The sequence below is a fragment of the Corynebacterium sp. ACRPF genome (assembly GCF_022347395.1).
Classification (GTDB): domain Bacteria; phylum Actinomycetota; class Actinomycetes; order Mycobacteriales; family Mycobacteriaceae; genus Corynebacterium; species Corynebacterium tuberculostearicum_D.
The window spans coordinates 43,951-64,866 of the sequence record NZ_JAKRNB010000006.1 but is presented as its reverse complement, the minus strand read 5'-3'; the positions used below and the strand labels follow the sequence as shown (position 1 = coordinate 64,866).

Genomic DNA, 20,916 nt, shown 5'->3' with positions numbered 1-20,916 from the left:
GAATATCATGCGTGAATACGCCGAAATTGGCATCGGCCGCGAGGCCCGCCGCACCTTCGATCTAGAGCAACTATCCATCGTGCCGCAGCGCCGCACCCGTTCCTCCAAGGACGTGGATACCACCTGGAACATCGACGCCTATACCTTCGACATCCCCTTCGTGTCCCACCCCACCGATGCGCTCGCCACCCCCGAGTTCATCATCGAGATGGGCAAGCAGGGCGGCCTGGGCGTCATTAATGCTGAGGGTCTGTGGGGCCGCCACAAGGACCTCGAGGGCGCCCTAGCCCGCATTTACTCGCAGCCGGGCGATAACTCCATCATCCAAGAATTGCACGCTGCACCGCTTGACGACGCCCTCCTTACCGAACGCATCTCCCAAGTCCGCGACTCCGGAGTTACCGTCGCTGTGCGCGTTTCTCCGCAGAATGCGCGAGAGATGGCCCCAAAGGTCATCGCGGCCGGTGCAGAATTGCTATTTATCCAGGGCACCTTGGTGTCGGCCGAGCACGTGGCTACCGGCGGTGAACCGCTGAACCTCAAGGAGTTCATTGGCTCCCTTGACGTTCCCGTCATCGCCGGCGGAGTTACCGACTACACCACTGCGCTACACCTGATGCGCACCGGTGCGGCCGGCGTCATCGTTGGCGCAGGCGTGACCACTAACGCCGAGACCGTAGGCATCGACTCGGCCATGGGCACCGCGATTGCCGACGCCGCCGCAGCCCGCCGCGACTACCTCGACGAGACCGGCGGCCGCTATGTACACATCATCGCCGATACCGAGTTTGAAAACTCCGGCAATATTGCCAAGGCTTTTGCCTGCGGCGCTGACGGTGTTGCTCTCGGCCCACTGCTTGCCCAGGCCCGCGAGGCCGGCGGCAAGGGCTGGTACTGGCCTGCCACGGCCGGCCACCCGCGTTTCCCACGCGGCTTCGTTCAGTTCTCCGGGGCCGATACCGACTTGGACGTCGATTTCCTCACCACCGGTACCCCGGCCGAAGCCACAGAAGAATCGGCCGCCCCGTCGCTGGAAACCGTGCTGCACGGTCCCTCCAGCGAGCCCTTTGGCCGCACCAACCTGGTCGGCGCGCTGCGCCGTTCCATGGCCAAGTGTGGCTACACCGACCTGAAGTCCTTCCAGAAGGTCGAACTCGCCGTTCGCTACTAATCCGCGCGAGAGTCCTGACGCGGCTGTGCCTTCTTGGCGCAGCCGCGTTTCTTTGTCTCAGGGCTTCCTTCGTCGCCGAACAGATACCAGTTGGCGAGGTAGGAGAGTGGTTTAGGAAACCAATTGCCAGCCGCCCTCACGCCTCCACGTGGTCTTGTCCGTCGTTGGCCGCCATTGCCCTGAGTTGTGGACTGGGCACACGCGTACTCCCGAGGGATTGAGCTCTACAACCTTCTCTTCGCCGCTCGCGCGTAGAACCACCGAATTTTGCGCTACTTCTGGATGCCCCACGCGCTCTGCCTGCTGCGTGCCGCACAATGGAACCCACTCATCCCACTCGCTTCCAAAGATTTCCGCGGCCGGAAGTGTTACCTGTTGCGGGCCTTGTTCATCCAGCGCAGACGCCACCTCGGCCGTAGTTGGGGTGGCGTCACAACCGCACAACAACAGGCTCGCGGCGAGCACAATAGCCAAGCGCTTCATAAGCTATCAGTTTAGTGGGTTAGACTATGGGGCGTGACTAAGCCAAATACTACCCCGCGCCCCGTCCTCGTTGTGGACTTTGGCGCTCAGTACGCGCAGCTTATTGCCCGCCGCGTGCGCGAGGCCAAGATTTACTCCGAGGTTGTCCCCAACTCCGCGTCTGTGGAGGAAATCAAAGCTAAAGATCCCGCCGCGCTTATTCTGACGGGCGGTCCGTCCTCTGTCTATGCTGACGGCGCCCCGGCTCTGAAGCCGGAGCTGCTTGAGCTCGGCATTCCAGTCTTCGGCATCTGCTACGGCTTCCAGGCCATGAACCATGCGCTTGGTGGCACCGTGTCGTCGACTGGCGAGCGTGAGTACGGCCGTACCGATATGAATGTCAAGGGCGGCGTACTTCACGAAGGCCTGGAGGCTACCCACAAGGTGTGGATGTCTCACGGCGATGCCGTATCTGCCGCTCCTGAAGGTTTTGAGGTTACGGCCACGTCGGCCGGTGCTCCGGTTGCAGCGATGGAGTGCCTGGACAAGAAGATGGCCGGCGTGCAGTACCACCCTGAGGTACAGCACTCGCCGCACGGCCAGGAGGTGCTTACCCGCTTCCTTACTGAGGTTGCTGGCCTAGAGCAGAACTGGACGGCCGATAATATTGCCGAGCAGCTCATCGCGGATGTCCGCGCACAGGTGGGCGAGGAAGGCCGCGCTATTTGTGGCCTGTCCGGCGGTGTAGATTCCGCTGTGGCGGCCGCACTGGTGCAGCGCGCCATTGGCGATCGCCTCACCTGTGTCTTCGTTGACCACGGCCTGCTGCGTGCCGGCGAGCGCGAGCAGGTGGAGAAGGACTTTGTCGCCTCCACTGGAGCGAAGCTGGTGACCGCAGATGAGCGCGCTGCCTTCCTGGAAAAGCTGGCAGGAGTTAGCGATCCAGAAGCTAAGCGCAAGGCCATCGGCGCGGAGTTTATCCGTTCCTTTGAGCGCGCGGTTGCAGGCGTGCTTGACGACGCCCCCGCAGGCTCCACCATCGACTACCTCGTCCAAGGCACTCTGTACCCGGACGTTGTCGAGTCTGGCGGCGGCGATGGCACGGCGAATATTAAGTCTCACCACAATGTCGGCGGTCTGCCAGATGACGTGGAGTTCAAGCTGGTCGAGCCGCTGCGCCTGCTGTTTAAGGACGAGGTACGTGCCGTCGGCCGCGAGCTGGGCTTGCCAGAAGAGATCGTTAGCCGCCAGCCATTCCCTGGCCCGGGCTTGGGTATCCGCATCATCGGTGAGGTGACCGAGGAGCGCTTGGAGACGCTACGCGAGGCAGACCTTATTGCTCGCACCGAGCTGACCAATGCCGGCCTGGATGACCAGATTTGGCAGTGCCCGGTAGTACTGCTGGCCGATGTCCGCTCCGTTGGTGTGCAGGGCGATGGCCGTACCTATGGCCACCCGATTGTGCTGCGCCCGGTGTCCTCGGAAGACGCCATGACCGCAGACTGGACCCGTTTGCCTTACGAGGTGCTGGAGAAGATTTCTACCCGCATCACCAACGAGGTGAAGGACGTCAACCGCGTGGTCTTGGACTGCACCTCCAAGCCACCGGGAACCATCGAGTGGGAGTAAAACGGCATGCGTAGAAGGCGCTCAGTCTAGTGCTGAGCGCCTTTTCGCTCGTTTTGGCGCCGGCGTTTACTCGCGCGGGGTAAACGGTGGCCGCCACACAATGCGCCCGCCCACCCGCTCGAGGCGGCCGCGCCGAGGTGGGGCGTTGGGGTCATCGTCGTTGACGCCATTATGGTAAGCGCAGCACATGACCAGGTTTTTCATATTCGTCTCCCCGCCATTGCTCCACGCTTTAAGGTGGTGGACTTGGGAGAGGTCGGCCGGCTGGTTGCAGCCCGGCCAGGCGCAGCGTGGGTTTTCTGCGGCGGCCATAATGCGCTGCTTGTCATTGGCCACGCGCGCCGTGCGGTAGAGATTGACTGGACCTTCTTCGGGGTGCACGAGCGTGACGTAGCCGGTTTCTTTGTCGCCAGCAAAGCCGACGTCGTTGAGCACGCGGCGCAGATATTCGGTGCCGGTGATGGTGGCGCCATTGGTCAGATCGAGCTCGATATCATTGCCGCGGCCGTCGCGGATGCGGATGAATTTGTCTAACGGCACGATGGCATTGGTCACCACTTCTGCCCGCGCGGCCGCAGCTTGGTCAAAGAAGATCTTTTCTACCGCCTCGAGCGATTGCTTTCCGGTCGCGGCCAGTGCGGCGTTGAGATCCGCGATGAAACTAGAGGTTCCGGTGATGGCAAGCGTCCAGAAGTCATTGGGGCGTCGGTAAGTGCGCACGCCTGGGGCTACGGTGTTGTCCTTCATTTCGCGCAAGCGCCGTCGGGCGTGTTTAAGGATGTGGCTCATTGAGCTGGTCATCGCGCAGCATTCCGCGCGCAGCTGCCAGGCCTGCTTTTTGCTGGGCGCGCGGTTAACAATGCGTTCTAGGGCGGTAAGGGTGGCGATGGAGTGGGTGTTGCGGCGGGCGTCGGCAATAGCGCGGCGCTGCAGGCGCGTAAATTTGGTGCGGCCGAAGTAGCTTTCGCACAAAAGCAGCAGATCGGCGGCGATGGCATCGGGCGCGCCGCGGTCCATGAGCTCGGACCCGGACATGCCTTGGCACCCGGCGATGATATCCATGCCAGGGCCCAAGGCGGTGAGGTAGGTCTCGAGTGCGTTCATGCCTGCAACGCTACGGCGCGCACCTACACCAGCGCACGGCCGGCGCAACCGCTACGGCCGATTCTGTGGATAACCCGGCCCGCATACCCGCCATGGGCCGGAAAAGCTGTGGATAACCCCGAAAAGTGTCGTATAGATTAGGCAAACGCGAGCCGGCGCGTGCCATCTACATGGGGGAAGACGAAAAAGCTCAGCCCAAAGACCACTAGCCACACCAGCCCGGCGCCCCACGCAGGCAGGGCCACGATGGGCGCGAGCATCACCATAAGCCACAGAATCATCAGTGGCACGAGCTGCGCGATGGTAGGAACTAGAGCGACATTGCGCTTGTCAGCATAGGCACGCATCGCGCGGCGGTAGGGGTGGGCAAAGACGAGGACGAAGGCCGCCACGAGGCATACGAGCGCCCCAACCAGTGCGGCAAAGATATGCGCGCGGCTTGCCAAGAGTGCCACGGCCGCACCGATGAGGATGGACGAGCCCAAGCGCACCCATGGCGGAGTGGGGATGGGGGTGGTGTGCTCGCGCATGGCGCCGTAGGCAGCGTTGAAGTTCATGCCGCTAAGACTACCATTCGAACATATACTTGCATGTGTCCGGGTGAGGGTTCATACTATTCGGGTGAGTCAAACGAGCGTTCGCCTAGAGAAAGCGGTGGCCGGGCTAAGTAGGTCGGACCGTGTGGCGATGCTGCGTACCCGCATGCGCGCTATGGAGCGTGGCCCGGAAGAAGAGCTGGTAGATACGCTCCCTGGTCTGGCGCGCTTGCTTCCCGCAGGTGGGTTGGCGCGCCGGCAGGTGGTGCACTGTGCGAACTGTCCGGCACTGGTGGTGGAGCTTATCTGTCACCTCACCGCCCGTGGCGGGTATGTGGGAGTGGTGGGGTGGTCGGATTTGCTACTCGCACAAGTGGCCGAGGAGGGTGCTATCGAACGCGTGGTAACCGTGCCGGATCCGGGCTTGGAATCCTGGATGGTGGCAGGAGTATTGGCGGAAGGGCTAGACCTTGTTGTCCACCATGGGCCGCCCGGCGAGGTAAGCCCCACCAAGGCTCGGCCGGTGCTGGCGAAGGTGCGCGGCGGGCGCGCGGCGGTACTTACGATAGGAACCCGGCTGCCGGGTACGGCGGTGGGGATAGGGGCGCGGGTGAGTGCTTACCGGGGCGTCGGTAAGGGCAGTGGGCGCATTCGCGGTGTGGACATGGACGTGGAGGTGACCTCGAAGCAGGCTACCTCGCGCGGGGTGCTCACGGTGGGTGAGCGCCGCCGGTTGGAGGCCGTATGAGGGTAGCGGCCGTGTGGTTTCCGGATTGGCCCATCCAGGCCGCCGGTGGGCAGGGTCCTATGGTTATTGCGCGCAACCACGCGGTGGCGGTGTGCGATAGGAAGGCGCGCCGGGCGGGCGTGCGGCGCGGGATGCGCCTGCGCCAGGCCCAAGCGCTGTGCCCTGAGGCCGCAGTGGTGGAGGCCAATCCGGACCGGGATGGCGCGGCGTTTGCGGAGGTTGCGGCCGGCTTAGATGCGGTGGCGTCTTCGGTGGAGGTGCTGCGCCCGGGCCTGGCGATTGTGGATGCGGGCGCGGCGCTGCGCTACCACGGGGAGAAAGCACTAGAGATGCTTGTCGACGCCTCTTCGTACGCCGGCTTCGACTCCACCCTCGGCGTTGCCGATGAGATTGCCACGGCCGTTATCGCAGCCCGGCACCGTGGTGTGGGCGCAGTGGTGCCGGAGGGCGGCTCGCGGGAGTTTTTGGCCACTCAGCCCATAGGCGTGCTGGCGGCCGATGAGGCCTTGGGCTTTGAGGCTGGGTTTATCGCACAGCTGGATAAGCTGGGCGTGCGGCGCCTGGGTGATTTAGCCGCGCTGCCGTTTAAGCAGGTAGCTACCCGGTTTGGTGAGCCGGGCCGGCGCGCCCACGAACTGGCCCAGGCCCGTGCGGATAGGCGCGTGGCCCCAGAGATGGCGCGCCCGGATCTGGCGGTGGAAATGGAAGAGCGCATCGAGCGCGTGGACGCGGCGGCCTTCGCGGCCCGCCAACTCGCGGCCCGGCTGCATGCCCGCTTGGAAGAGGCCGGCAAGGTGTGCCTGCGGCTGCGCGTGGTGGCGGAGTTTGGCACCGGTGAGGAGCTGGCGCGGGTATGGCGCACGCAGGAGGCGCTGACGGAGCAGGCCACCGCGGACCGGGTGCGCTGGCAGCTCGATGGCTGGCTCACGCGCGCTACTGGTGAGGGCGCGGCCATTCGCCGCCTAGCGTTGGAGCCGGTGGAGGTTGCCGCCCCAGCCGCCGCTGGCCTCTGGGGCGGGGAAGGATCGCAGGAGCAGGTCAAGCGCGTGATCGCCCGCGTGCAATCGCAGCTGGGGGTGGACCGCGTGCTGCAGCCGCGGGCGGTGGGCGGCCGTGGGGTAGCTGAGCGCATCGAGTACGTGCCCTATGGCGAGCAGCGCGATGCCCCGCCGGACGGCGAGTGGCCCGGCCGCATTCCCGCGCCCCTGCCCGCGCGGCTGGGCGGTGGGCCGAATCACCCGGCCGCGCGCATTCGGCTTATCGACGCCGCCGGGCGCCCCGTCTTCGTCACCGCCGAGGCCCTCCTGTCTGGGGCGCCGGTGGCCTTGAGCTGGGGTGCGCATCGTTTCCGCGTGCTGGGCTGGGCCGGGCCGTGGCCGGTGGATACGCAGTGGTGGACCGATACCCCGCAGCATGTGGCGCGCCTGCAGGCGGTGGGGCAAGCCGAGCACGAAGAGCATCAGCGGGCCTGGCTCTTGGTATGGTCCGGCGGCCGCTGGCGAGTTGAGGCGACCTATTAATCGCGAATATCGACCACGAGGCGGGTGGGGTTATCGAGAACCTGCACGGAATAAGGTTTGCGAGAGGTCATGCCGATGACAAATTGGCAGCGGCCTTCGTAGGTGCCACCATTGACCACTTGGGTGACAACTCCCTCCGTGGGGGCATTCACCACGCCGATGCGGGGGTCCTCCTTGCCGGCCTCGAAGGGGTAGACCACGCCGTCGATATTGACATTGAGTGCGGTCTCGCCGGAGTAATCAATGGTCTTGCCGGAGCCCTGCTGCGTGGGCGTGTCGGCGAAGTCCACGAACCAGCCGGGAGCGCCGCCGCCGTCGAGCTCGAAGACGACGCGCTCAAAGCCCTCGTGCTGGCCGATGCGCACGTCGGTCACCGTGAGTTCGGAGGGCGCCTGCGGCCGGAGGGTCTTCATCTCCATATTGGCCTGGCCCAGCGGATTGAGCTGGGAGCTATCCACGGACGCAGCCATGGTGGTGCGGTCCGACTCCTGGGCGGCGCAGCCGCTGAGAGAAGCAGTGACGAGAAGCGTTGCGGCGAGACGGACTTTCAACATGTCCCCTAGGTTATATTTTCAGTCGTGAACTGTATAGCTGAGGGGGTACTTCGTGGCCGAATTGTTGCCAAGGGTGTGAGCTGAAATGCAGAAAGGTTAGGCTTAGGTATATGACCGAGTTCTGTTCAGATATCCAGGTAGAGCCGCTGCCAGGCACGGCGAAGAAGGAATCCGTCTATGTGCTTCTCGAGTGGCCGGGCGGATGGTCGCGAGACGTGCTCGACGGCGATACCTTTGGGCCGGAGCTCACAGCGCAGCTCAAGACCAAGCTGAAGGGTGCGGCAGGGCTGCAGCTAATTCGCCGGCCGGGCCGCAACGGCCGCCAGGTGGGCAAGATGCACCGCTGCTACCTGGTGTGGGCCGAACAGGGCGTGATGGAACTCGTGCTGCTGACGGGCCCGGAGAAGATCCTCGATCTGGACCTGACCGGGCCTGGCCGCAATGGGGGCGGCGCTTTGGATACGCCGCTGGTGCTGGTGTGCACGCATGCGAAGCGCGATACGTGTTGTGCGGTCAAGGGCCGGCCGCTGGCCGCGGATCTGGTGGCGGATTACCCGGATATGGTGTGGGAGACCTCGCACACGAAGGGGCACCGGTTCGCGCCGTCGGTCATGCTCATGCCATGGGCCTATTCCTTTGGTCGCATGAATAAAGAAGCCGCCGCGCAGATGATTGCGGCGGCGGCGAAGGGGAAGTATTTCTACCCGGTAAATCGCGGGCGCGGTATTTTCGGCCCGCGCGGCCAGGTGGCGGAGTTGGCGGTGGCCCGAGCGCTTATCGACGCCGGCGAGGACCTCTCCTACGGCCAGCTCACCGCCACCGACGGCGGCGAGGTCAGCCACACTGACGGCCGGCGCTGGCGTGTGGCGCTCGAGGAGCGCGAGGTAGAAGGCGTGGTCTCCTCGTGCGGCGATGCGCCGAAGAAAGGCCAAGCCATCGTAGCGACCGGCGTGGAGCTGGTCGCGGGGTAGGCTGCGCGAAGGCGGCGTCGGCAAGCGGGGGCTAGCGGCGCATGACCTTGGAGGAGAGCCAGTTGCCAAAGAACTGGGCGGCCTGCACCAGCACGATGATGATGAGCGTGGCCACGACGGTGACTTCCCACTCGAAGGCGCGGTAGCCGTAGACGATGGCAAAGTCGCCCAAGCCGCCGCCGCCGACGTAGCCGGCCATAGCGGACATATCCACGATGGCGATAAACAGGAAAGTGTAGCCCAGAATCAGTGGGCCGAGGGCCTCCGGGACGATCACGGAGGTAATGATCTTCCACGGCGAGGCACCCATGGAGCGGGCGGCCTCGATAACACCGGGATCGATGGCCACGAGGTTTTGCTCCACCACGCGGGCCACGGAGAAGGTTGCGGCGATCACCATGACGAAGGTGGCCGGGCCGCGGCCGATGGAGCCGCCCATTACGGCGACGGTCAACGGCTGGGCAAAGGCCAGCAAGATGATGAACGGGATGGGGCGGACGAAGTTCACCAGCAGGTTAACAATGACGTAGACAAACCTGTTTTGCAGGATGCCGCCCGTGCGGGTGGTGTAGAGCAGCATGCCCAGGCCAAGGCCGAGGATGCCGGAGATGATGAGGGTGGTCGAGACCATGATGAGGGTATCGACGATGGCCTCGGCTAGTGAAGGGCCGAGGCGGTCCCAGTTGGCTTGGGCGAGGTTGGTGACGGTCATCGTGCAATCTCCTCAATCTGGGTGGTGGTAGAAAGCGTGCGGTAGAACTCTTCGATGGCGTTATTATCGCCGCTAAGCCGCACGGTCAGCTTGCCAAAGGAATGCTGCTGCAACGTGGTGATACCGCCGTGCACGACGGCGATGGACACGCCGGCTTCCTTGAGCCGGGCGGCGGCGGTGAAGAAGCCGGATTCCTCGGTGAGGTTGATGGTAAACAGACGGCCTTCGTGCGCGAGCAGGTCGTCGGTTTCGACGACGTCGGGTTCGTTGCGCAGCGAGGTGGCCACGAACTTGGCGGCCACGGAGGTCTGTGGGTTGGAGAAGACCTCGTAGACGCTGCCTTGTTCTACTACGCGGCCGTTTTCCATCACGGCGACCTTATCGGCGATGGAGCGAACGACTTCCATCTCGTGGGTAATAACCACGATGGTGATGCCGAATTCCTTATTGACTCGGCGCAGCAGGTCGAGAACTTCCTGCGTGGTGGTGGGATCGAGGGCGGAAGTGGCTTCGTCGGCAAGCAGCAGCGAAGGGTTGGTGGCCAGCGCACGGGCAATGCCAACGCGCTGCTTCTGGCCGCCGGAGAGCTGCTCCGGGTAGCTCTTGCCCTTGTCTCCCAGGCCGACGAAGTCCAGCAGTTCTTGCACGCGCTGGGCGCGCTCCTGCTTGCCGACGCCCTGCAGCTGCAGCGGGTATTCAATATTGCCCGCCGCGGTGCGCGAGTTCATCAGGTTGAACTGCTGGAAGATCATGCCAATATTGCGGCGAATGCCGCGCAGCTTCTTCTCGGACATGCCGACGATATTGGTGTCATCAAGCAGTAGCTCGCCCGCGGACGGGGTGTCCAAACCGTTGATCATGCGCACGAGGGTGGACTTGCCGGCGCCGGAATAGCCAATGATGCCGACGATTTCGCCAGGCTCGATGGTCATGGAGACATGGTCGAGCGCCTTAATTCGCGCCTTTTTCTGCTTAAAGATCTTGGTGATCTCGCGGAACTCAATGCGGGTGCCGCGGTAGGTGGAATCTGCCACGTGTTTGCGTCCTTAGCTAGGAAAGTGCCAAACCCCGCCGGGGGCTCCGGCGGGGTAAAAGCAAGGGTGATTAGTCCAGATCTGCTTCGAGCTTATCCAGGATCTTCTGCAGATCCTCCTGGCTGCGCTCCACCTCGACGGAGGTACCGGCGGAGTCTTCGTCGACGCCCTCCTGGACGGCGTCGCTGTGCCATAGCTCGGCGAGCTTCTTGATGTCCTCGTTATCGGCGTCTTCCTCGCGGACGGCGAAGACATTGATGTACGGCTCTGCCTCTTCAGAGTTTGGGTCGTCCTGGAAGATGGCGGTGGCTGGGTCGATGCCGGCGCGCTCCAGGAAGGAGTTATTGATAATGGCCGGGGTGCCCTCGCCGTGTGCGGACGTGGTCTGTGCCGCATCTACCGGGGTGACCTTGACCTTGGACTTCCCTTCATCAATGTCTAGCGGGGTGGGCTCCAGGTTGTCCTTGTCCTTCAGGGTGAGAAGGCCGGCCTGGACCAGCACGTTGATGGCGCGAGCCTGGTTGGTGGAGTCATTCGGGATGGCGACCTTTTCGCCCTCGATGCCGTCGAGGGAGTCGTGGTCCTTCCAGAACAGTGCCAGCGGCACGATCTCGGTAGCCACGATAGGCACCAGGTTGGTGCCGTTGCCGTGGTTATACTCCGCCAAGAACTTCAGGTGCTGGAAGTTATTGGTATCCAGCTCGCCCTGGTCCAGAGCCTGGTTCGGGGTGTTGTAATCCGCGAAAGGCTGGATATCGATGTCATAGCCTGCGTTCTTTGCTTCCTGCTCGAACGCTACCCAGGCCTTCTTTGCGTCATCGGTGGTGCCGACTTTGATGGTCTTGGAGTCATCGGAGTCGGAAGAGCATGCCACCAGGCTGGTGGCGGCGATGGTTACGGCGGCGGTAGCAGCCACTACGCGACGGATCTGCATGGGGAATCCCCTTCTTGTAGGAGTTGAAATAATTTGTCTGTTTAGCAACTTAGCAATCAGCGAACCGCTTTGTCTATTGTGGGCATCACGTTCCACCGGCTTGTCTAGAACAATGATTCGATATTACACTGTCTGGAGTGAGATTTAATGGTGGAAGGGCGCTGTCCTGGTCGCGGGTGGAGCGAATTCTCTCCGGCCGCGAATCTACTGCGCCCGTGCCGGTTAATTACCTTCATAGGCCAGCGGGTTCTGCTCGGCGCGGCCAGTCTGCCGTGCCCTTCGCGGAGTTGCACGCGGTAAGTTCATATAGCTTTCTCGACGGCGCCACCGAGCCGGAGGGGCTGGTGGCCCGAGCTGTAGAGCTGGGCCTTGAGGGGTTGTCCATCGTGGATCGCGATGGCTTTTATGGTCTGATGAAATTTGCCGAAGCCGCAGCTAAAGCAGGACTTCCCGCCGTATATGGTGCGGAGCTATCGCTCACGGAGGCTCCGGTTACCGTGCTGGCACGCACCCCGGAGGGCTATCGTCGCCTGTCGCGCCTCATCGCGCGCGCCCGGATGGAGGCTGGGGAGAAGGATCGCGTAGCTTATCCGCCCTTGGATGAGGTGGCACGCGAACTGGAAGGGGAGTGCTTCTTTCTGGTGGGGCCGGAGGCGCTAGCAGAAATCGATAACCTGCTCGAAAGAATAAAAATAGACAGCATAGTTCTCGAATATTCGTGCAGCATGTCCCCCGAGGATGCGGATCAGCACCGTTTCCTGGATAAATACAATAACCTGCGGGCCATCGCAACCGCACGGCCGGCGGCCGCGACCCGCGACCAAGCTCGGCTCGCCGCCGCCAAGCGTGCCCTGGCCCGGCGCGAATCCCTCGCGGCCGCTGCGCCGCACGCCCACCCCATGGGTGCCGGCTGGCTGCGATCCGGCGAGCAGATGGCGCAACTCTTGCCAGATCGGCCGGAGCTCATCGCCGAAACCGTGGCGCTCGCCCGCGAGTGCTCTTTTACCTGGGATGCCCTCGCGCCCAACCTGCCGCATTTTCCGGTGCCGGAGGGGTACACCGAAATGAGCTGGCTGGAGCACGAGGTCTGGCGCCGCGCCAAGGACCGCTATGCTTCGCGCCCAGCCGAGATCCGGCAGGCAGCAAGGAAACAGATTCGGCATGAGTTGGGCGTCATCAAGCAGCTGGGCTTTCCCGGCTACTTCCTGATTGTGTGCGACCTAGTGGATTTTTGCCGCCGCGAGAATATTCTGTGCCAAGGCCGTGGCTCGGCCGCCAACTCCGCGGTGTGCTTTGCGCTGGGCATTACCAACGCCGAGCCCATCTCCGCGCAGCTGCTTTTCGAGCGCTTCCTCTCCCCAGACCGCGATGGTCCGCCCGATATTGATATCGACATCGAGTCCGGCCGCCGCGAGGAAGTCATCCAGTATGTCTACCGCACCCACGGCCGTGATCGCGCCGCGCAGGTAGCCAATGTCATTACCTATCGGCGCAAGGGGGCCACCCGCGATGCCGCCCGCGCGTTGGGCTACCCGCAGGGCTCGGCCGATGCGTGGTCGAAAGGTACCTCCGAGCCGCCTGCCGACGTCTCCTTATTGGCCGAGCAATTCCTCGGCCAGCCCCGCCACCTAGGCATCCACTCCGGCGGCATGGTGCTGTGCGATCGGCCCATTGCGGACGTCGTGCCCATGGAATGGGCGCGTATGGACAATCGCTCCGTGCTGCAGTGGGATAAGGACGATTGCGCGGCCGCCGGCCTGGTGAAATTCGACCTTTTGGGTCTTGGCATGTTGGAGGCGCTGCACCACATGATTGACGTCGTGCGCGCCACCACCGGCCGCGAGGTGCACCTGTGGGAGCTCGACCTCGCCGAACCGGAAGTCTATGGCATGCTCTGCCGCGCCGATGCGGTGGGCGTCTTCCAAGTGGAATCTCGTGCGCAGCTAGCCACGCTGCCGCGTTTGAAGCCGCGCCGCTTCTTTGACCTAGTGGTCGAAGTCGCGCTCATTCGCCCCGGTCCCATCCAAGGCGGGTCCGTGCACCCTTACCTGCGTCGTCGCGATGGCCTAGAGGAGGTCACCTATGACCATCCCGTGCTGGAAAAGTCCCTGGGTAAGACCTTGGGCATCCCGCTCTTCCAGGAGCAGTTGATGCAGATCGCGGTCGACGCCGCCGGGTTCTCCGGTGCTGAGGCTGATGATCTGCGCCGCGCCATGGGCTCGAAGCGCTCCCCGGAAAAGATGGCCGCGTTGCGCAGTCGTTTCTATGCCGGTCTGCGCGAGACCAACGGTATCGAGGGCGAGGTGGCCGATAAGCTCTGGACTAAGATTGTGGCCTTTGCTGCCTACGGCTTCCCGGAGTCGCACTCGCAGTCCTTTGCCTCGCTGGTGTATTTTTCCGCGTGGTTTAAATATCACTACCCGGCGGAATTTTGTGTGGGCCTGCTGCGCGCGCAGCCGATGGGCTTTTATTCCCCGCAGTCGCTCATCCAAGATGCCCGGCGCCACGACGTGCGGGTGCTGCCGGTAAGCATCAATGACTCCGGCGCCCAAGCCCGCGCGACGGGACCTGCCGAGATTCGCTTGGGCCTTAACCTCATCAAAGGGCTGGGGGAGTCTGCCGCCGAGCGCGTGGAGGCGGCCGCGCCTTTTGCTAGCGTGTCCGATCTTTCGCGCCGGGCGGACCTCAGCGTGGAACAGGTGGAGGCGCTGGCCACGGCCGGGGCGTTGGAGTGCCTTGGGCTGGACCGTCGCCAAGCGTTGTGGCAGGCCGGCGTTGCCGCTACCGAGCGCGAGGGCATGTTGCCCGGCACCTCCGCCCTGGCCTCGCCACACCTGCCCGGCATGTCTGCTTTTGAGCTTATAGCTACCGACGTCGCCGCCACCGGCGTGACCCATAACCAGCAGCCGATGGAGCTGGTGCGTGCCTCGCTTGCCGACGTCCTCCCTGCCTCCCAACTTCCCCATGTTCCCGATGGCACCCGCGTGCGCATCGCTGGCATTATTACTCACCGCCAGCGCCCGCGTACTGCGTCTGGCCTGACCTTTTTGGGTGTCGAGGATGAAACCGGCCTGATGAACGTGATGGTCTCACCCGGATTGTGGTCGCGGCATAAGGTGCTGGCCCGCACCGCCCGCGCGATGATCATCCGCGGCATCGTACAAAATGCCACCGGTGCGGTCAGCGTGGTCGCAGATAAGCTCGAGCCGTTGGACTTTGGAGAATTCCTCTCCCGCGGCTCCCGCGACTTCCGCTAGTTGCCGCCGCTGCGCAGCTCGTCTGCGTTGAGTTTATTGGCCAATTCTTTGGCTACCGCAAATGGAATCCACAGCAGTTGGGTGTAGATGAGCTTGGCAAAGAAGATGGCGATATTGGCCCCCGAGGTCGCCTGCTCCACCGCGACCTGCTCCGCACCGAAGAAGCGCAGCCCGAATGCGGTGGCGCCGGCGACGAGGAAGAGCACTATGGCCGTGGCCAATGCGGTTTTCAGGCCTTTGTCGCGGGCGTCGGTATGCAGGCGCAGCTCGTACTCTTCCATCTCCGTAGTAGGAACGTCGAGGTGCCGAATGGACTGGCGCAGCCACGTGGTGCACATGGTCGCCGCAATGCCAGCTATCGGCCACAGCAGATTAGACAAGCCAAGCGCGAAGAAGTGCAGGGGCGCCGCCACGATGGCCAGGCCGAGAAAAATATCGCCGGCCAAGACCAGGTGCTTACGGCGAGAAACAGAGGCAGGAATTGTGGTAGCCATTAGGAATTCTTCCTATAGATTTCAGTGGACATAGGGGCAAATTCCTGGCGGGAAAAGATGGCCTCCACCGGAAGGTCAAAGACTTCGCAGACGCGGAAGGCTAGGTCCAGGCTGGGGGAGTGGTCCCCGCGCTCGAGGGCTCCGACGGTCTGGGGGTTGACGTCGATGGCCTCAGCCAGCTGCGCGCGCGACATGTCCCGCTCGGCGCGTAGCACGCGTACCCGGTTATAAATGGGTGCGGAGGGCTTCTTCTTTGGGGACATGAGTCAAAGTATTGCATAAACCCAACGCCCTGGCAAGGGTTGCTACTCGACGCCGAAGATATCCCCTGGCTGGCAGTCCAGTGCCGCGCATAGTGCTGCGAGGGTGCTAAAGCGTACGGCTTTGGCACGATTATTCTTCAATACGGAGAGGTTGACTGGGGTGATGCCTACTTCTTTAGCGAGTGCCGTTCCGGTTATGCCGCGCTCTTCCATTATTCGGTCGAGGTGGCAGACTACCTGGGGCCCTTGTGGCTCAGACAAGTCCTTCGACCTCCTCTTCTAGCTTGCAACCGCGCTTGATGGCGGCTGAGAAGAGCTGTAGGGCGCAGGCAAAGAGGTAAAGCAGCGCGAGCTCGCCAAATGACGTTCCGCTCTGGCTGGACCACCAGTCGATCCCTAGCTGTGAAGAGGCCCAGTTGTTGCCCATACCTTCGAGCGGGAAGCGTCCGATAAACCAGACGAGAATCCCGATGGCTATTCCATTGAGGAAGCGAATATTTTTCGTAGTGAAGACCTGCCCGCGAAGCATGGGCTTGACCAGACGGTAGGTAAAGAACGCGATGATCAAAATAGCCGCAATCTTAACGACGAGCGCTGCGGTGAGCATCCAGAATGGTCCGCCGTCGAGGTTGTGTTTGCTTAGGCCTTCTGGGATGGCTGCGCTCAGTGCGGTGGAAAAGCGTCCGGTGGCAAGCTCACGCAGGTAGGTAGGGCCGAGGATGACGATGGTAAGGAGGCAGATGCCGGCCGCTGTGTTAATTTCGCGGCGCTCGGCCTTGGAGGTGGGTTGTGGGGTGGTCATGACAATCCTTTCCGCCGATTGTTTATCGACTCTCGATGTTGTCGTAATTCGATAATATCGATTAACGATAAGTGAGGCAAGGGTATGGCCCGATTGATACTGTCAATAACTATGAGCGAAGAAATGAATCCCGTCTCGCCACGCCTGGTGACCTCGCGTTATATCCACCACCTGAGCTGGATGATTGTCCTCGCGGCGGCCGCCGGTGCGGCAGGTTTTTGGTGGACCCCGTGGTTCTACTGGGCGGCCGGTGTCTTCGTCGCCCTATTCTTCTGGCTGCTCTGGCTCATCCCCGCCCAGGTGCGCAACATGGGCTGGCTCGAAACCGACGATGAGCTGCTTATCACTCGCGGCAAGCTCTGGCATTCCTTCACCGTCGTGCCCTACGGCCGCATCCAATTCGTGGACGTGACCTCCGGGCCCATCGACCGCGCCCTCGGGCTAAAAAAGCTGCAGCTCCACACGGCCTCGGCCAGCACGGACGCCACCATTAAGGGCTTGGAAGCCCCGCTTGCCGACGCCCTCCGTACCCGCCTTGCCCACCAAGCCCGCGAACGGATGAGCGGCCTATGAGCGACCAGTCCAGCACCCAACCAAGCTTCCGCCGCGTCCACCGCCTCACCCCGCTGCTGCGCCTATGGTCAGTGATCCTGGCCCTCATCGCGGCCTTCGCCCTCAACGTCAACCTGGAAGCCCTGCGCGATATCTTTGCCTTCATCACTGGCGAGCACCGCGGTGAGGCCCTGCGCGATACCGCCTTTGCGATCGCCGGGTTCGTTGCGGTCTGCGCGGTCGTGTGGCTCGCTTCCGGCCTGTGGTGGCGCCGCATGGGCTACCAGCTCGGCGCGGAAGAACTTTCCCTGCACCGCGGCCTCTTTTCCACCCAATTGCGCACCGCACGGTATGACCGCACGCAGGCCGTCGACGTCGTCGAGCCCGTCATCGCACGCCTTTTCCGGCTAGCGGCTGTGCGCGTGGAAACCGCCGGCGGCCAATCTTCCGTCATCGAAATCGCCTACCTCAAAAAGGCCGATGCCGAGGCCCTACGCGATGACATCCTCGCCCGCGTTCACGGCGCACCCACACCGGCCGCGGACACTGACATCGACGCAACCGCCGCCGACTTGACCAGCGCCCCAACACCCGCCGAACCGGCCGAAGAATCAGCCCTCGTGCCCGAAATCCCGATCGCGCGCTCCCTTATGGCGGCCGCGCTGCGCGCCTCCACGCTTTTCCTCGTCGGTTTCCTCATCCTTGTCGTGGTCACCCGGCTGCCGCTGTCGACCGCGCTGCCCATCCTCGTCGGCGCGATACCCAACGTCTGGAACGTGCTCGATTCTTCCTGGCGCTACACCGCCCGCACCGACGGCGAGGTACTCAACATCACCTACGGCCTGGCCGACCGCCGCCGCCAAAGCATCCGCCTTGACCGCATCCACGCCGTGCAAATTACCCAGCCGTTCCTGTGGCGGCCGCTGGGCTGGTATGAGGTGAGGGTTTCGGTGGCGGGGTATGGGGCGTCGGCAAGCGGCAAGGCTTCTGGCTCCACCCGCATCCTGCCGGTGGGCACCCTCGCCCAAGCCCGGCAATTCCTGCCGGCCGATGCCGCCCCCACCTACGCCTCGCCGGCCCGCGCCAAATGGGTCTCCCCGCTGGACTACCGCCAGCAAACCGTCGCGCTCACCGGCGACTACGTCATCGTGCGCAACGGCCGGCTCAACCGCCGCGTCAAGGCCATCCACACCTCCCATATCCAGGAGCTCACCTACCGCCGCGGGCCGATTTCCCAGGCGCTCGGCCTAGCCACCGTCGACCTCGACCTAGTCCAAGGGCCCGTACGCATGGCCGCGCGCAACCTCACGCTTGCCGACGCCACCGCACTCCTTGCCCGCCTACGCTCCCGCCAGCTGCCAGGACTTAAACCGCCCCGTTAAAACCCAGCTGGCGCCACGCCTCGAATACGGCCGTCGACGCCGAATTCGACAGGTTCATCGAGCGCCTAGCCGGCACCATCGGAATGCGCACGCGGTCCGTCACGCGCGGATGGTTAATATGCTCCTCCGGCAGGCCAGTCGGCTCCGTGCCGAAGAGAAGGACATCGCCCTCCTGGTATTCGATATCTGTAAACCACTTATCCGTATGCGTGGTAAACGCGAATACGCGCGCCCCCGGCAGTGCATCCATGCAGGCCTGAAAATCCTTGTGAATCTGCACATCAGCCAGATCGTGATAATCCAGTCCGGCGCGCTTTAAGTGCTTATCGTCGAAATTAAAGCCCAGCGGCTCAATCAGGTGCAGGCTCGCGCCCGTTACCGCGGCCGTGCGGATGGCGTTGCCCGTATTAGTAGGAATGACCGGGTTATCAAAGACAATGTGCAGCTGGCTCATGCCTTCAGTCTAGGATGGTGGCTATGAGCGCTACCAAACTAGATGGCACACTGTACCGCGACGAGATTTTCGCCGACCTCGCCCAGCGCGTGGCCGCGCTGAAGGACAAGGGGATTACGCCCGGCCTCGCTACCGTCCTGGTCGGCGAAGACCCCGGCTCCCAGTCCTATGTGAAGATGAAGCACCGCGACTGCGAAAAGCTCGGCATCAACTCCATCCGCAAGGACCTGCCGGCCGATGTCACGCAGGAAGAACTTGAGGCCGTTATCGATGATCTCAACACCGATGATGCCTGCACCGGCTACATCGTCCAGCTCCCGCTGCCGAAGCACCTGGATGAAAACGCCATCCTCGAGCGCATCGACCCCGAAAAGGATGCCGACGGCCTGCACCCCGTCAACCTGGGCAAGCTCGTGCTCAACGAGGATGCGCCCCTGCCCTGTACCCCGAACGGCTGCCTGCACCTGCTGCGCCGCTTCGGCGTTGAGCTTGACGGCGCCAAGACCGTGGTCATCGGCCGCGGCGTGACCGTGGGTCGTCCCATCGGCCTGATGCTTACCCGCCGTAGCGAGAACTCCACCGTCACCCTCTGCCACACCGGTACCAAGGACCTGGCCGCCGAGACCCGCGAGGCCGATATCGTCATCGCCGCCGCCGGCCAGCCCCACATGCTCACTGCGGACATGATTAAGGAAGGCGCCGCGCTTCTCGACGTCGGAGTCTCCCGCGTCGACGGCAAGCTCACCGGCGACATCCACCCAGACTGCTGGGACAAGGCCGGATTCGTCTCGCCGAACCCGGGCGGCGTCGGCCCGCTGACCCGCGCCTTCTTGGTGCGCAATATCGTCGAGCGCGCGGAAAAGTTGGCGTGAATCTAGATAACCCGCACGATGCCGGCCTCGCGCCCTCCCCGCTGCCGCCCGCCGCGCAGTGGGCGGCTATCGGCATCTTCGTGGCGGGCGTGGTCGTCTCCGGCGGTTACGCGGTCTTCGAGTACTGGCGTCGGGCCACGTTTCTCCTCGGCCTCGCCTTGCTGTGGCTCACTGTGGTACGCCTGACTTGTGATTCCAGCCGCGTTGGCGTGCTGGCCGTACGCTCGCGCCGCTTTGACGCCTGCTTTACCGGCTTAGTCGGCGCCGTGATGGCCTTTCTGGCCTTTTCTGTGGACTCGCTCGGTAGCTAGTTATCCACAGGTTTTTCGTAGAGCCTTCACCTATTTCGGCCTGAAAGGGTGTGGTTCGGCCGGTTATCCACAGGTAACCGCCCGCCTCCGCGCGCTGGGTTGCGCGGCCGGTTTAGGCTCGGGGCCATGATTTCGAACTACCTGGCTGCCGTGAACTCCCCGATGGTGCTCATCGGGGAGTGCGTTGGGCTGTCGGTAGAAGAGCTCGTCGATAAGGGCTTTAGTGATCGCGAGGCCGCCGAGTTTGCCCGCCTGGCCGATACTTACTTCGGCCGCACCTCCTTTGGCGCTAAACAGCGCGCCGCCCGCCGCACTTCGCTGCCGCTCGACGCGCTGAAAATTATCGAGCACTTCGCGCAGAAGATGAAAACCCAGCGGGCGGCTTGGGCACTGCGCGAGGCACTTTGCGCCCTGCGCCTTTCCACCAGCGAGATTGAAAAGTGCGCCCGCCGCATGGTGCGCGAGGAGCGCACCACCAAGCGCTCCGAAGGCGTGCGCCTGACCCGCCGCCGCGATGACCTGTGGACACTGACAATTACCGCCGAGTCCGAGTTAGTTGCAGAAATTAATAACCACGTCTCCACCGTCGCCGATGCCCGTCGCGTCTTTGCCGAGGGCGCCTCTACCTCCACAATCACCACCAATGTGGTGCTTAACCTGAATGAGATGGTGAAGGTCATCCACGGCGAGGACGTCACCTTGCAGCTGACCAATGGTGCCCAGATATCTGGTGCGGATCTTGTCCGCCGCGCGCTTTCCGACGTCGGCCTTATCACCCTCATCCACCCAGTCACCGGCCCCGTAAACCTTTATCAATCGCGGCGCTTGGCGACATGGAAGCAACGCCAAATGGCGATGGCAGAAAACCCGGTGTGCCCGTGGCCCGACTGCCACACGCCGGCGGATGAATGCCAGGTCCACCATCTCACCCCGTGGCTGCTCGGCGGCGATACGAATCCCGAAAACCTCACCATCGCGTGCAAGTATCACAATGCTGTGAACGACGATGACCCGAATGCGCCGCCGCGTCGCGGCCGGCTCGAGCGCCGTCCTGGAGAAGGCATCGTGTGGCGCCCGCCTTGGGCGAAGCCACCCGACGATCGCTGAGCCGCTTCGTCCCTTCGCCGCCCCAGCGCAACGCATAGTGCTAGTGC

23 protein-coding genes are annotated in these 20,916 nt (G+C 63.3%); 11 read left to right on the top strand and 12 right to left on the bottom strand.

Features of this window, described 5'->3' with window-relative positions; all coding sequences use genetic code 11:
* The first annotated feature begins 7 nt into the window (after positions 1-7).
* Positions 8-1,171 carry a GuaB3 family IMP dehydrogenase-related protein gene (locus MHX61_RS04045; protein ID WP_239192955.1) on the top strand — a complete coding sequence of 388 codons (1,164 nt, stop codon included), beginning with the start codon at positions 8-10 and terminating at the stop codon, positions 1,169-1,171.
* Between the two features lie 111 nt (positions 1,172-1,282).
* Here MHX61_RS04045 and MHX61_RS04040 read toward each other — a convergent pair whose 3' ends face one another.
* On the bottom strand, positions 1,283-1,654 hold the full coding sequence (locus tag MHX61_RS04040; protein WP_204610142.1) for a hypothetical protein: 372 nt from the start codon (positions 1,652-1,654) through the stop codon (positions 1,283-1,285).
* Between the two features lie 33 nt (positions 1,655-1,687).
* On the opposite strand from MHX61_RS04040, the gene guaA reads away from it, so the two are divergent.
* Positions 1,688-3,262: a glutamine-hydrolyzing GMP synthase gene (gene guaA / locus MHX61_RS04035; RefSeq protein ID WP_239192952.1), complete on the top strand. Its 1,575-nt coding sequence runs from the start codon at positions 1,688-1,690 to the stop codon at positions 3,260-3,262.
* A gap of 66 nt (positions 3,263-3,328) precedes the next feature.
* On the opposite strand, the gene MHX61_RS04030 is transcribed toward guaA, so the two are convergent.
* Both MHX61_RS04030 and MHX61_RS04025 read right to left on the bottom strand, forming a co-directional pair.
* On the bottom strand, positions 3,329-4,366 hold the full coding sequence (locus MHX61_RS04030; protein WP_204610140.1) for an HNH endonuclease signature motif containing protein: 1,038 nt from the start codon (positions 4,364-4,366) through the stop codon (positions 3,329-3,331).
* Between the two features lie 137 nt (positions 4,367-4,503).
* A complete protein-coding gene (locus tag MHX61_RS04025) occupies positions 4,504-4,923 on the bottom strand; it encodes a hypothetical protein (RefSeq protein WP_005322680.1) in 420 nt (139 codons plus the stop codon).
* A gap of 130 nt (positions 4,924-5,053) precedes the next feature.
* Here MHX61_RS04025 and MHX61_RS04020 point away from each other — a divergent pair, with 130 nt between their 5' ends.
* Both MHX61_RS04020 and MHX61_RS04015 read left to right on the top strand, forming a co-directional pair.
* Complete coding sequence (locus MHX61_RS04020; protein ID WP_239193073.1) at positions 5,054-5,650, top strand: hypothetical protein; 597 nt, start codon at positions 5,054-5,056, stop codon at positions 5,648-5,650.
* Complete coding sequence (locus tag MHX61_RS04015) at positions 5,647-7,170, top strand: DNA polymerase Y family protein (RefSeq protein ID WP_239192949.1); 1,524 nt, start codon at positions 5,647-5,649, stop codon at positions 7,168-7,170. Before MHX61_RS04020 ends, MHX61_RS04015 begins: the two co-directional genes overlap by 4 nt.
* On the opposite strand, the gene MHX61_RS04010 is transcribed toward MHX61_RS04015, so the two are convergent.
* Entirely contained in the window at positions 7,167-7,724 is a 558-nt protein-coding gene (locus tag MHX61_RS04010; RefSeq protein WP_239192946.1) for a hypothetical protein, read from the bottom strand. The two genes, MHX61_RS04015 and MHX61_RS04010, sit on opposite strands and share 4 nt — an antisense overlap.
* A 110-nt stretch (positions 7,725-7,834) precedes the next feature.
* On the opposite strand from MHX61_RS04010, the gene MHX61_RS04005 reads away from it, so the two are divergent.
* Positions 7,835-8,695: a sucrase ferredoxin gene (locus MHX61_RS04005; RefSeq protein ID WP_239192943.1), complete on the top strand. Its 861-nt coding sequence runs from the start codon at positions 7,835-7,837 to the stop codon at positions 8,693-8,695.
* A 31-nt stretch (positions 8,696-8,726) separates the two neighbouring features.
* Here MHX61_RS04005 and MHX61_RS04000 read toward each other — a convergent pair whose 3' ends face one another.
* From MHX61_RS04000 to MHX61_RS03990, 3 genes are all read right to left on the bottom strand, one after another.
* Entirely contained in the window at positions 8,727-9,407 is a 681-nt protein-coding gene (locus MHX61_RS04000; RefSeq protein WP_239192940.1) for a methionine ABC transporter permease, read from the bottom strand.
* Positions 9,404-10,441 (bottom strand): methionine ABC transporter ATP-binding protein, encoded by a 1,038-nt coding sequence (locus MHX61_RS03995; RefSeq protein WP_239192938.1) that lies wholly within the window; start codon positions 10,439-10,441, stop codon positions 9,404-9,406. Before MHX61_RS03995 ends, MHX61_RS04000 begins: the two co-directional genes overlap by 4 nt.
* Positions 10,442-10,511: 70 nt before the next feature.
* On the bottom strand, positions 10,512-11,375 hold the full coding sequence (locus MHX61_RS03990; protein ID WP_239192935.1) for a MetQ/NlpA family ABC transporter substrate-binding protein: 864 nt from the start codon (positions 11,373-11,375) through the stop codon (positions 10,512-10,514).
* A gap of 137 nt (positions 11,376-11,512) precedes the next feature.
* Here MHX61_RS03990 and MHX61_RS03985 point away from each other — a divergent pair, with 137 nt between their 5' ends.
* Positions 11,513-14,632 (top strand): error-prone DNA polymerase, encoded by a 3,120-nt coding sequence (locus MHX61_RS03985; RefSeq protein ID WP_239192889.1) that lies wholly within the window; start codon positions 11,513-11,515, stop codon positions 14,630-14,632.
* Here the strand turns inward: MHX61_RS03985 and MHX61_RS03980 are convergent.
* The 4 genes from MHX61_RS03980 to MHX61_RS03965 are packed head-to-tail and all read right to left on the bottom strand — an operon-like array spanning position 14,629 to position 16,191.
* The gene (locus MHX61_RS03980) at positions 14,629-15,126 is read right to left on the bottom strand and encodes a hypothetical protein (protein ID WP_239192887.1); all 498 of its coding nucleotides are present in this window, start codon (positions 15,124-15,126) and stop codon (positions 14,629-14,631) included. The two genes, MHX61_RS03985 and MHX61_RS03980, sit on opposite strands and share 4 nt — an antisense overlap.
* Positions 15,126-15,389 (bottom strand): helix-turn-helix transcriptional regulator, encoded by a 264-nt coding sequence (locus MHX61_RS03975; RefSeq protein WP_005322660.1) that lies wholly within the window; start codon positions 15,387-15,389, stop codon positions 15,126-15,128. The genes MHX61_RS03980 and MHX61_RS03975 overlap by 1 nt, the downstream gene beginning before the upstream one ends.
* Positions 15,390-15,431: 42 nt before the next feature.
* Positions 15,432-15,650, bottom strand: coding sequence for a helix-turn-helix transcriptional regulator (locus MHX61_RS03970; protein WP_255712183.1), 219 nt, complete (start codon positions 15,648-15,650; stop codon positions 15,432-15,434).
* Positions 15,643-16,191, bottom strand: a complete 549-nt coding sequence (locus tag MHX61_RS03965; protein ID WP_005322654.1) for a hypothetical protein — start codon at positions 16,189-16,191, stop codon at positions 15,643-15,645. The genes MHX61_RS03970 and MHX61_RS03965 overlap by 8 nt, the downstream gene beginning before the upstream one ends.
* Before the next feature lie 111 nt (positions 16,192-16,302).
* On the opposite strand from MHX61_RS03965, the gene MHX61_RS03960 reads away from it, so the two are divergent.
* Together MHX61_RS03960 and MHX61_RS03955 are read left to right on the top strand one after the other, a co-directional pair.
* Positions 16,303-16,764: a PH domain-containing protein gene (locus tag MHX61_RS03960; protein WP_225745925.1), complete on the top strand. Its 462-nt coding sequence runs from the start codon at positions 16,303-16,305 to the stop codon at positions 16,762-16,764.
* A complete protein-coding gene (locus MHX61_RS03955; RefSeq protein WP_239192884.1) occupies positions 16,761-18,125 on the top strand; it encodes a PH domain-containing protein in 1,365 nt (454 codons plus the stop codon). Before MHX61_RS03960 ends, MHX61_RS03955 begins: the two co-directional genes overlap by 4 nt.
* On the opposite strand, the gene MHX61_RS03950 is transcribed toward MHX61_RS03955, so the two are convergent.
* Entirely contained in the window at positions 18,109-18,579 is a 471-nt protein-coding gene (locus MHX61_RS03950) for a tRNA (cytidine(34)-2'-O)-methyltransferase (RefSeq protein WP_005322648.1), read from the bottom strand. The two genes, MHX61_RS03955 and MHX61_RS03950, sit on opposite strands and share 17 nt — an antisense overlap.
* Positions 18,580-18,602: 23 nt before the next feature.
* On the opposite strand from MHX61_RS03950, the gene MHX61_RS03945 reads away from it, so the two are divergent.
* The 3 genes from MHX61_RS03945 (at position 18,603) to MHX61_RS03935 (ending at position 20,869) form a co-directional block, all read left to right on the top strand.
* Positions 18,603-19,451: a bifunctional methylenetetrahydrofolate dehydrogenase/methenyltetrahydrofolate cyclohydrolase gene (locus tag MHX61_RS03945; protein ID WP_239192881.1), complete on the top strand. Its 849-nt coding sequence runs from the start codon at positions 18,603-18,605 to the stop codon at positions 19,449-19,451.
* Entirely contained in the window at positions 19,448-19,762 is a 315-nt protein-coding gene (locus MHX61_RS03940; protein WP_239192878.1) for a DUF3017 domain-containing protein, read from the top strand. The genes MHX61_RS03945 and MHX61_RS03940 overlap by 4 nt, the downstream gene beginning before the upstream one ends.
* Before the next feature lie 126 nt (positions 19,763-19,888).
* A complete protein-coding gene (locus MHX61_RS03935; protein ID WP_239192875.1) occupies positions 19,889-20,869 on the top strand; it encodes an HNH endonuclease signature motif containing protein in 981 nt (326 codons plus the stop codon).
* The last annotated feature ends 47 nt before the right edge of the window (positions 20,870-20,916 follow it).

What these genes read in the sequence shown, in the direction of transcription:
- MHX61_RS04045 (WP_239192955.1), top strand. Translation starts at nt 8, where the DNA reads ATGCGTGAATACGCCGAAATTGGCATCGGCCGCGAGGCCCGCCGCACC.
- MHX61_RS04040 (WP_204610142.1), bottom strand. Translation starts at nt 1,654, where the DNA reads ATGAAGCGCTTGGCTATTGTGCTCGCCGCGAGCCTGTTGTTGTGCGGT.
- MHX61_RS04030 (WP_204610140.1), bottom strand. Translation starts at nt 4,366, where the DNA reads ATGAACGCACTCGAGACCTACCTCACCGCCTTGGGCCCTGGCATGGAT.
- MHX61_RS04025 (WP_005322680.1), bottom strand. Translation starts at nt 4,923, where the DNA reads ATGAACTTCAACGCTGCCTACGGCGCCATGCGCGAGCACACCACCCCC.
- MHX61_RS04020 (WP_239193073.1), top strand. Translation starts at nt 5,054, where the DNA reads ATGCTGCGTACCCGCATGCGCGCTATGGAGCGTGGCCCGGAAGAAGAG.
- MHX61_RS04015 (WP_239192949.1), top strand. Translation starts at nt 5,647, where the DNA reads ATGAGGGTAGCGGCCGTGTGGTTTCCGGATTGGCCCATCCAGGCCGCC.
- MHX61_RS04010 (WP_239192946.1), bottom strand. Translation starts at nt 7,724, where the DNA reads ATGTTGAAAGTCCGTCTCGCCGCAACGCTTCTCGTCACTGCTTCTCTC.
- MHX61_RS04005 (WP_239192943.1), top strand. Translation starts at nt 7,835, where the DNA reads ATGACCGAGTTCTGTTCAGATATCCAGGTAGAGCCGCTGCCAGGCACG.
- MHX61_RS04000 (WP_239192940.1), bottom strand. Translation starts at nt 9,407, where the DNA reads ATGACCGTCACCAACCTCGCCCAAGCCAACTGGGACCGCCTCGGCCCT.
- MHX61_RS03990 (WP_239192935.1), bottom strand. Translation starts at nt 11,375, where the DNA reads ATGCAGATCCGTCGCGTAGTGGCTGCTACCGCCGCCGTAACCATCGCC.
- MHX61_RS03980 (WP_239192887.1), bottom strand. Translation starts at nt 15,126, where the DNA reads ATGGCTACCACAATTCCTGCCTCTGTTTCTCGCCGTAAGCACCTGGTC.
- MHX61_RS03975 (WP_005322660.1), bottom strand. Translation starts at nt 15,389, where the DNA reads ATGTCCCCAAAGAAGAAGCCCTCCGCACCCATTTATAACCGGGTACGC.
- MHX61_RS03965 (WP_005322654.1), bottom strand. Translation starts at nt 16,191, where the DNA reads ATGACCACCCCACAACCCACCTCCAAGGCCGAGCGCCGCGAAATTAAC.
- MHX61_RS03960 (WP_225745925.1), top strand. Translation starts at nt 16,303, where the DNA reads ATGAGCGAAGAAATGAATCCCGTCTCGCCACGCCTGGTGACCTCGCGT.
- MHX61_RS03955 (WP_239192884.1), top strand. Translation starts at nt 16,761, where the DNA reads ATGAGCGACCAGTCCAGCACCCAACCAAGCTTCCGCCGCGTCCACCGC.
- MHX61_RS03950 (WP_005322648.1), bottom strand. Translation starts at nt 18,579, where the DNA reads ATGAGCCAGCTGCACATTGTCTTTGATAACCCGGTCATTCCTACTAAT.
- MHX61_RS03945 (WP_239192881.1), top strand. Translation starts at nt 18,603, where the DNA reads ATGAGCGCTACCAAACTAGATGGCACACTGTACCGCGACGAGATTTTC.
- MHX61_RS03935 (WP_239192875.1), top strand. Translation starts at nt 19,889, where the DNA reads ATGATTTCGAACTACCTGGCTGCCGTGAACTCCCCGATGGTGCTCATC.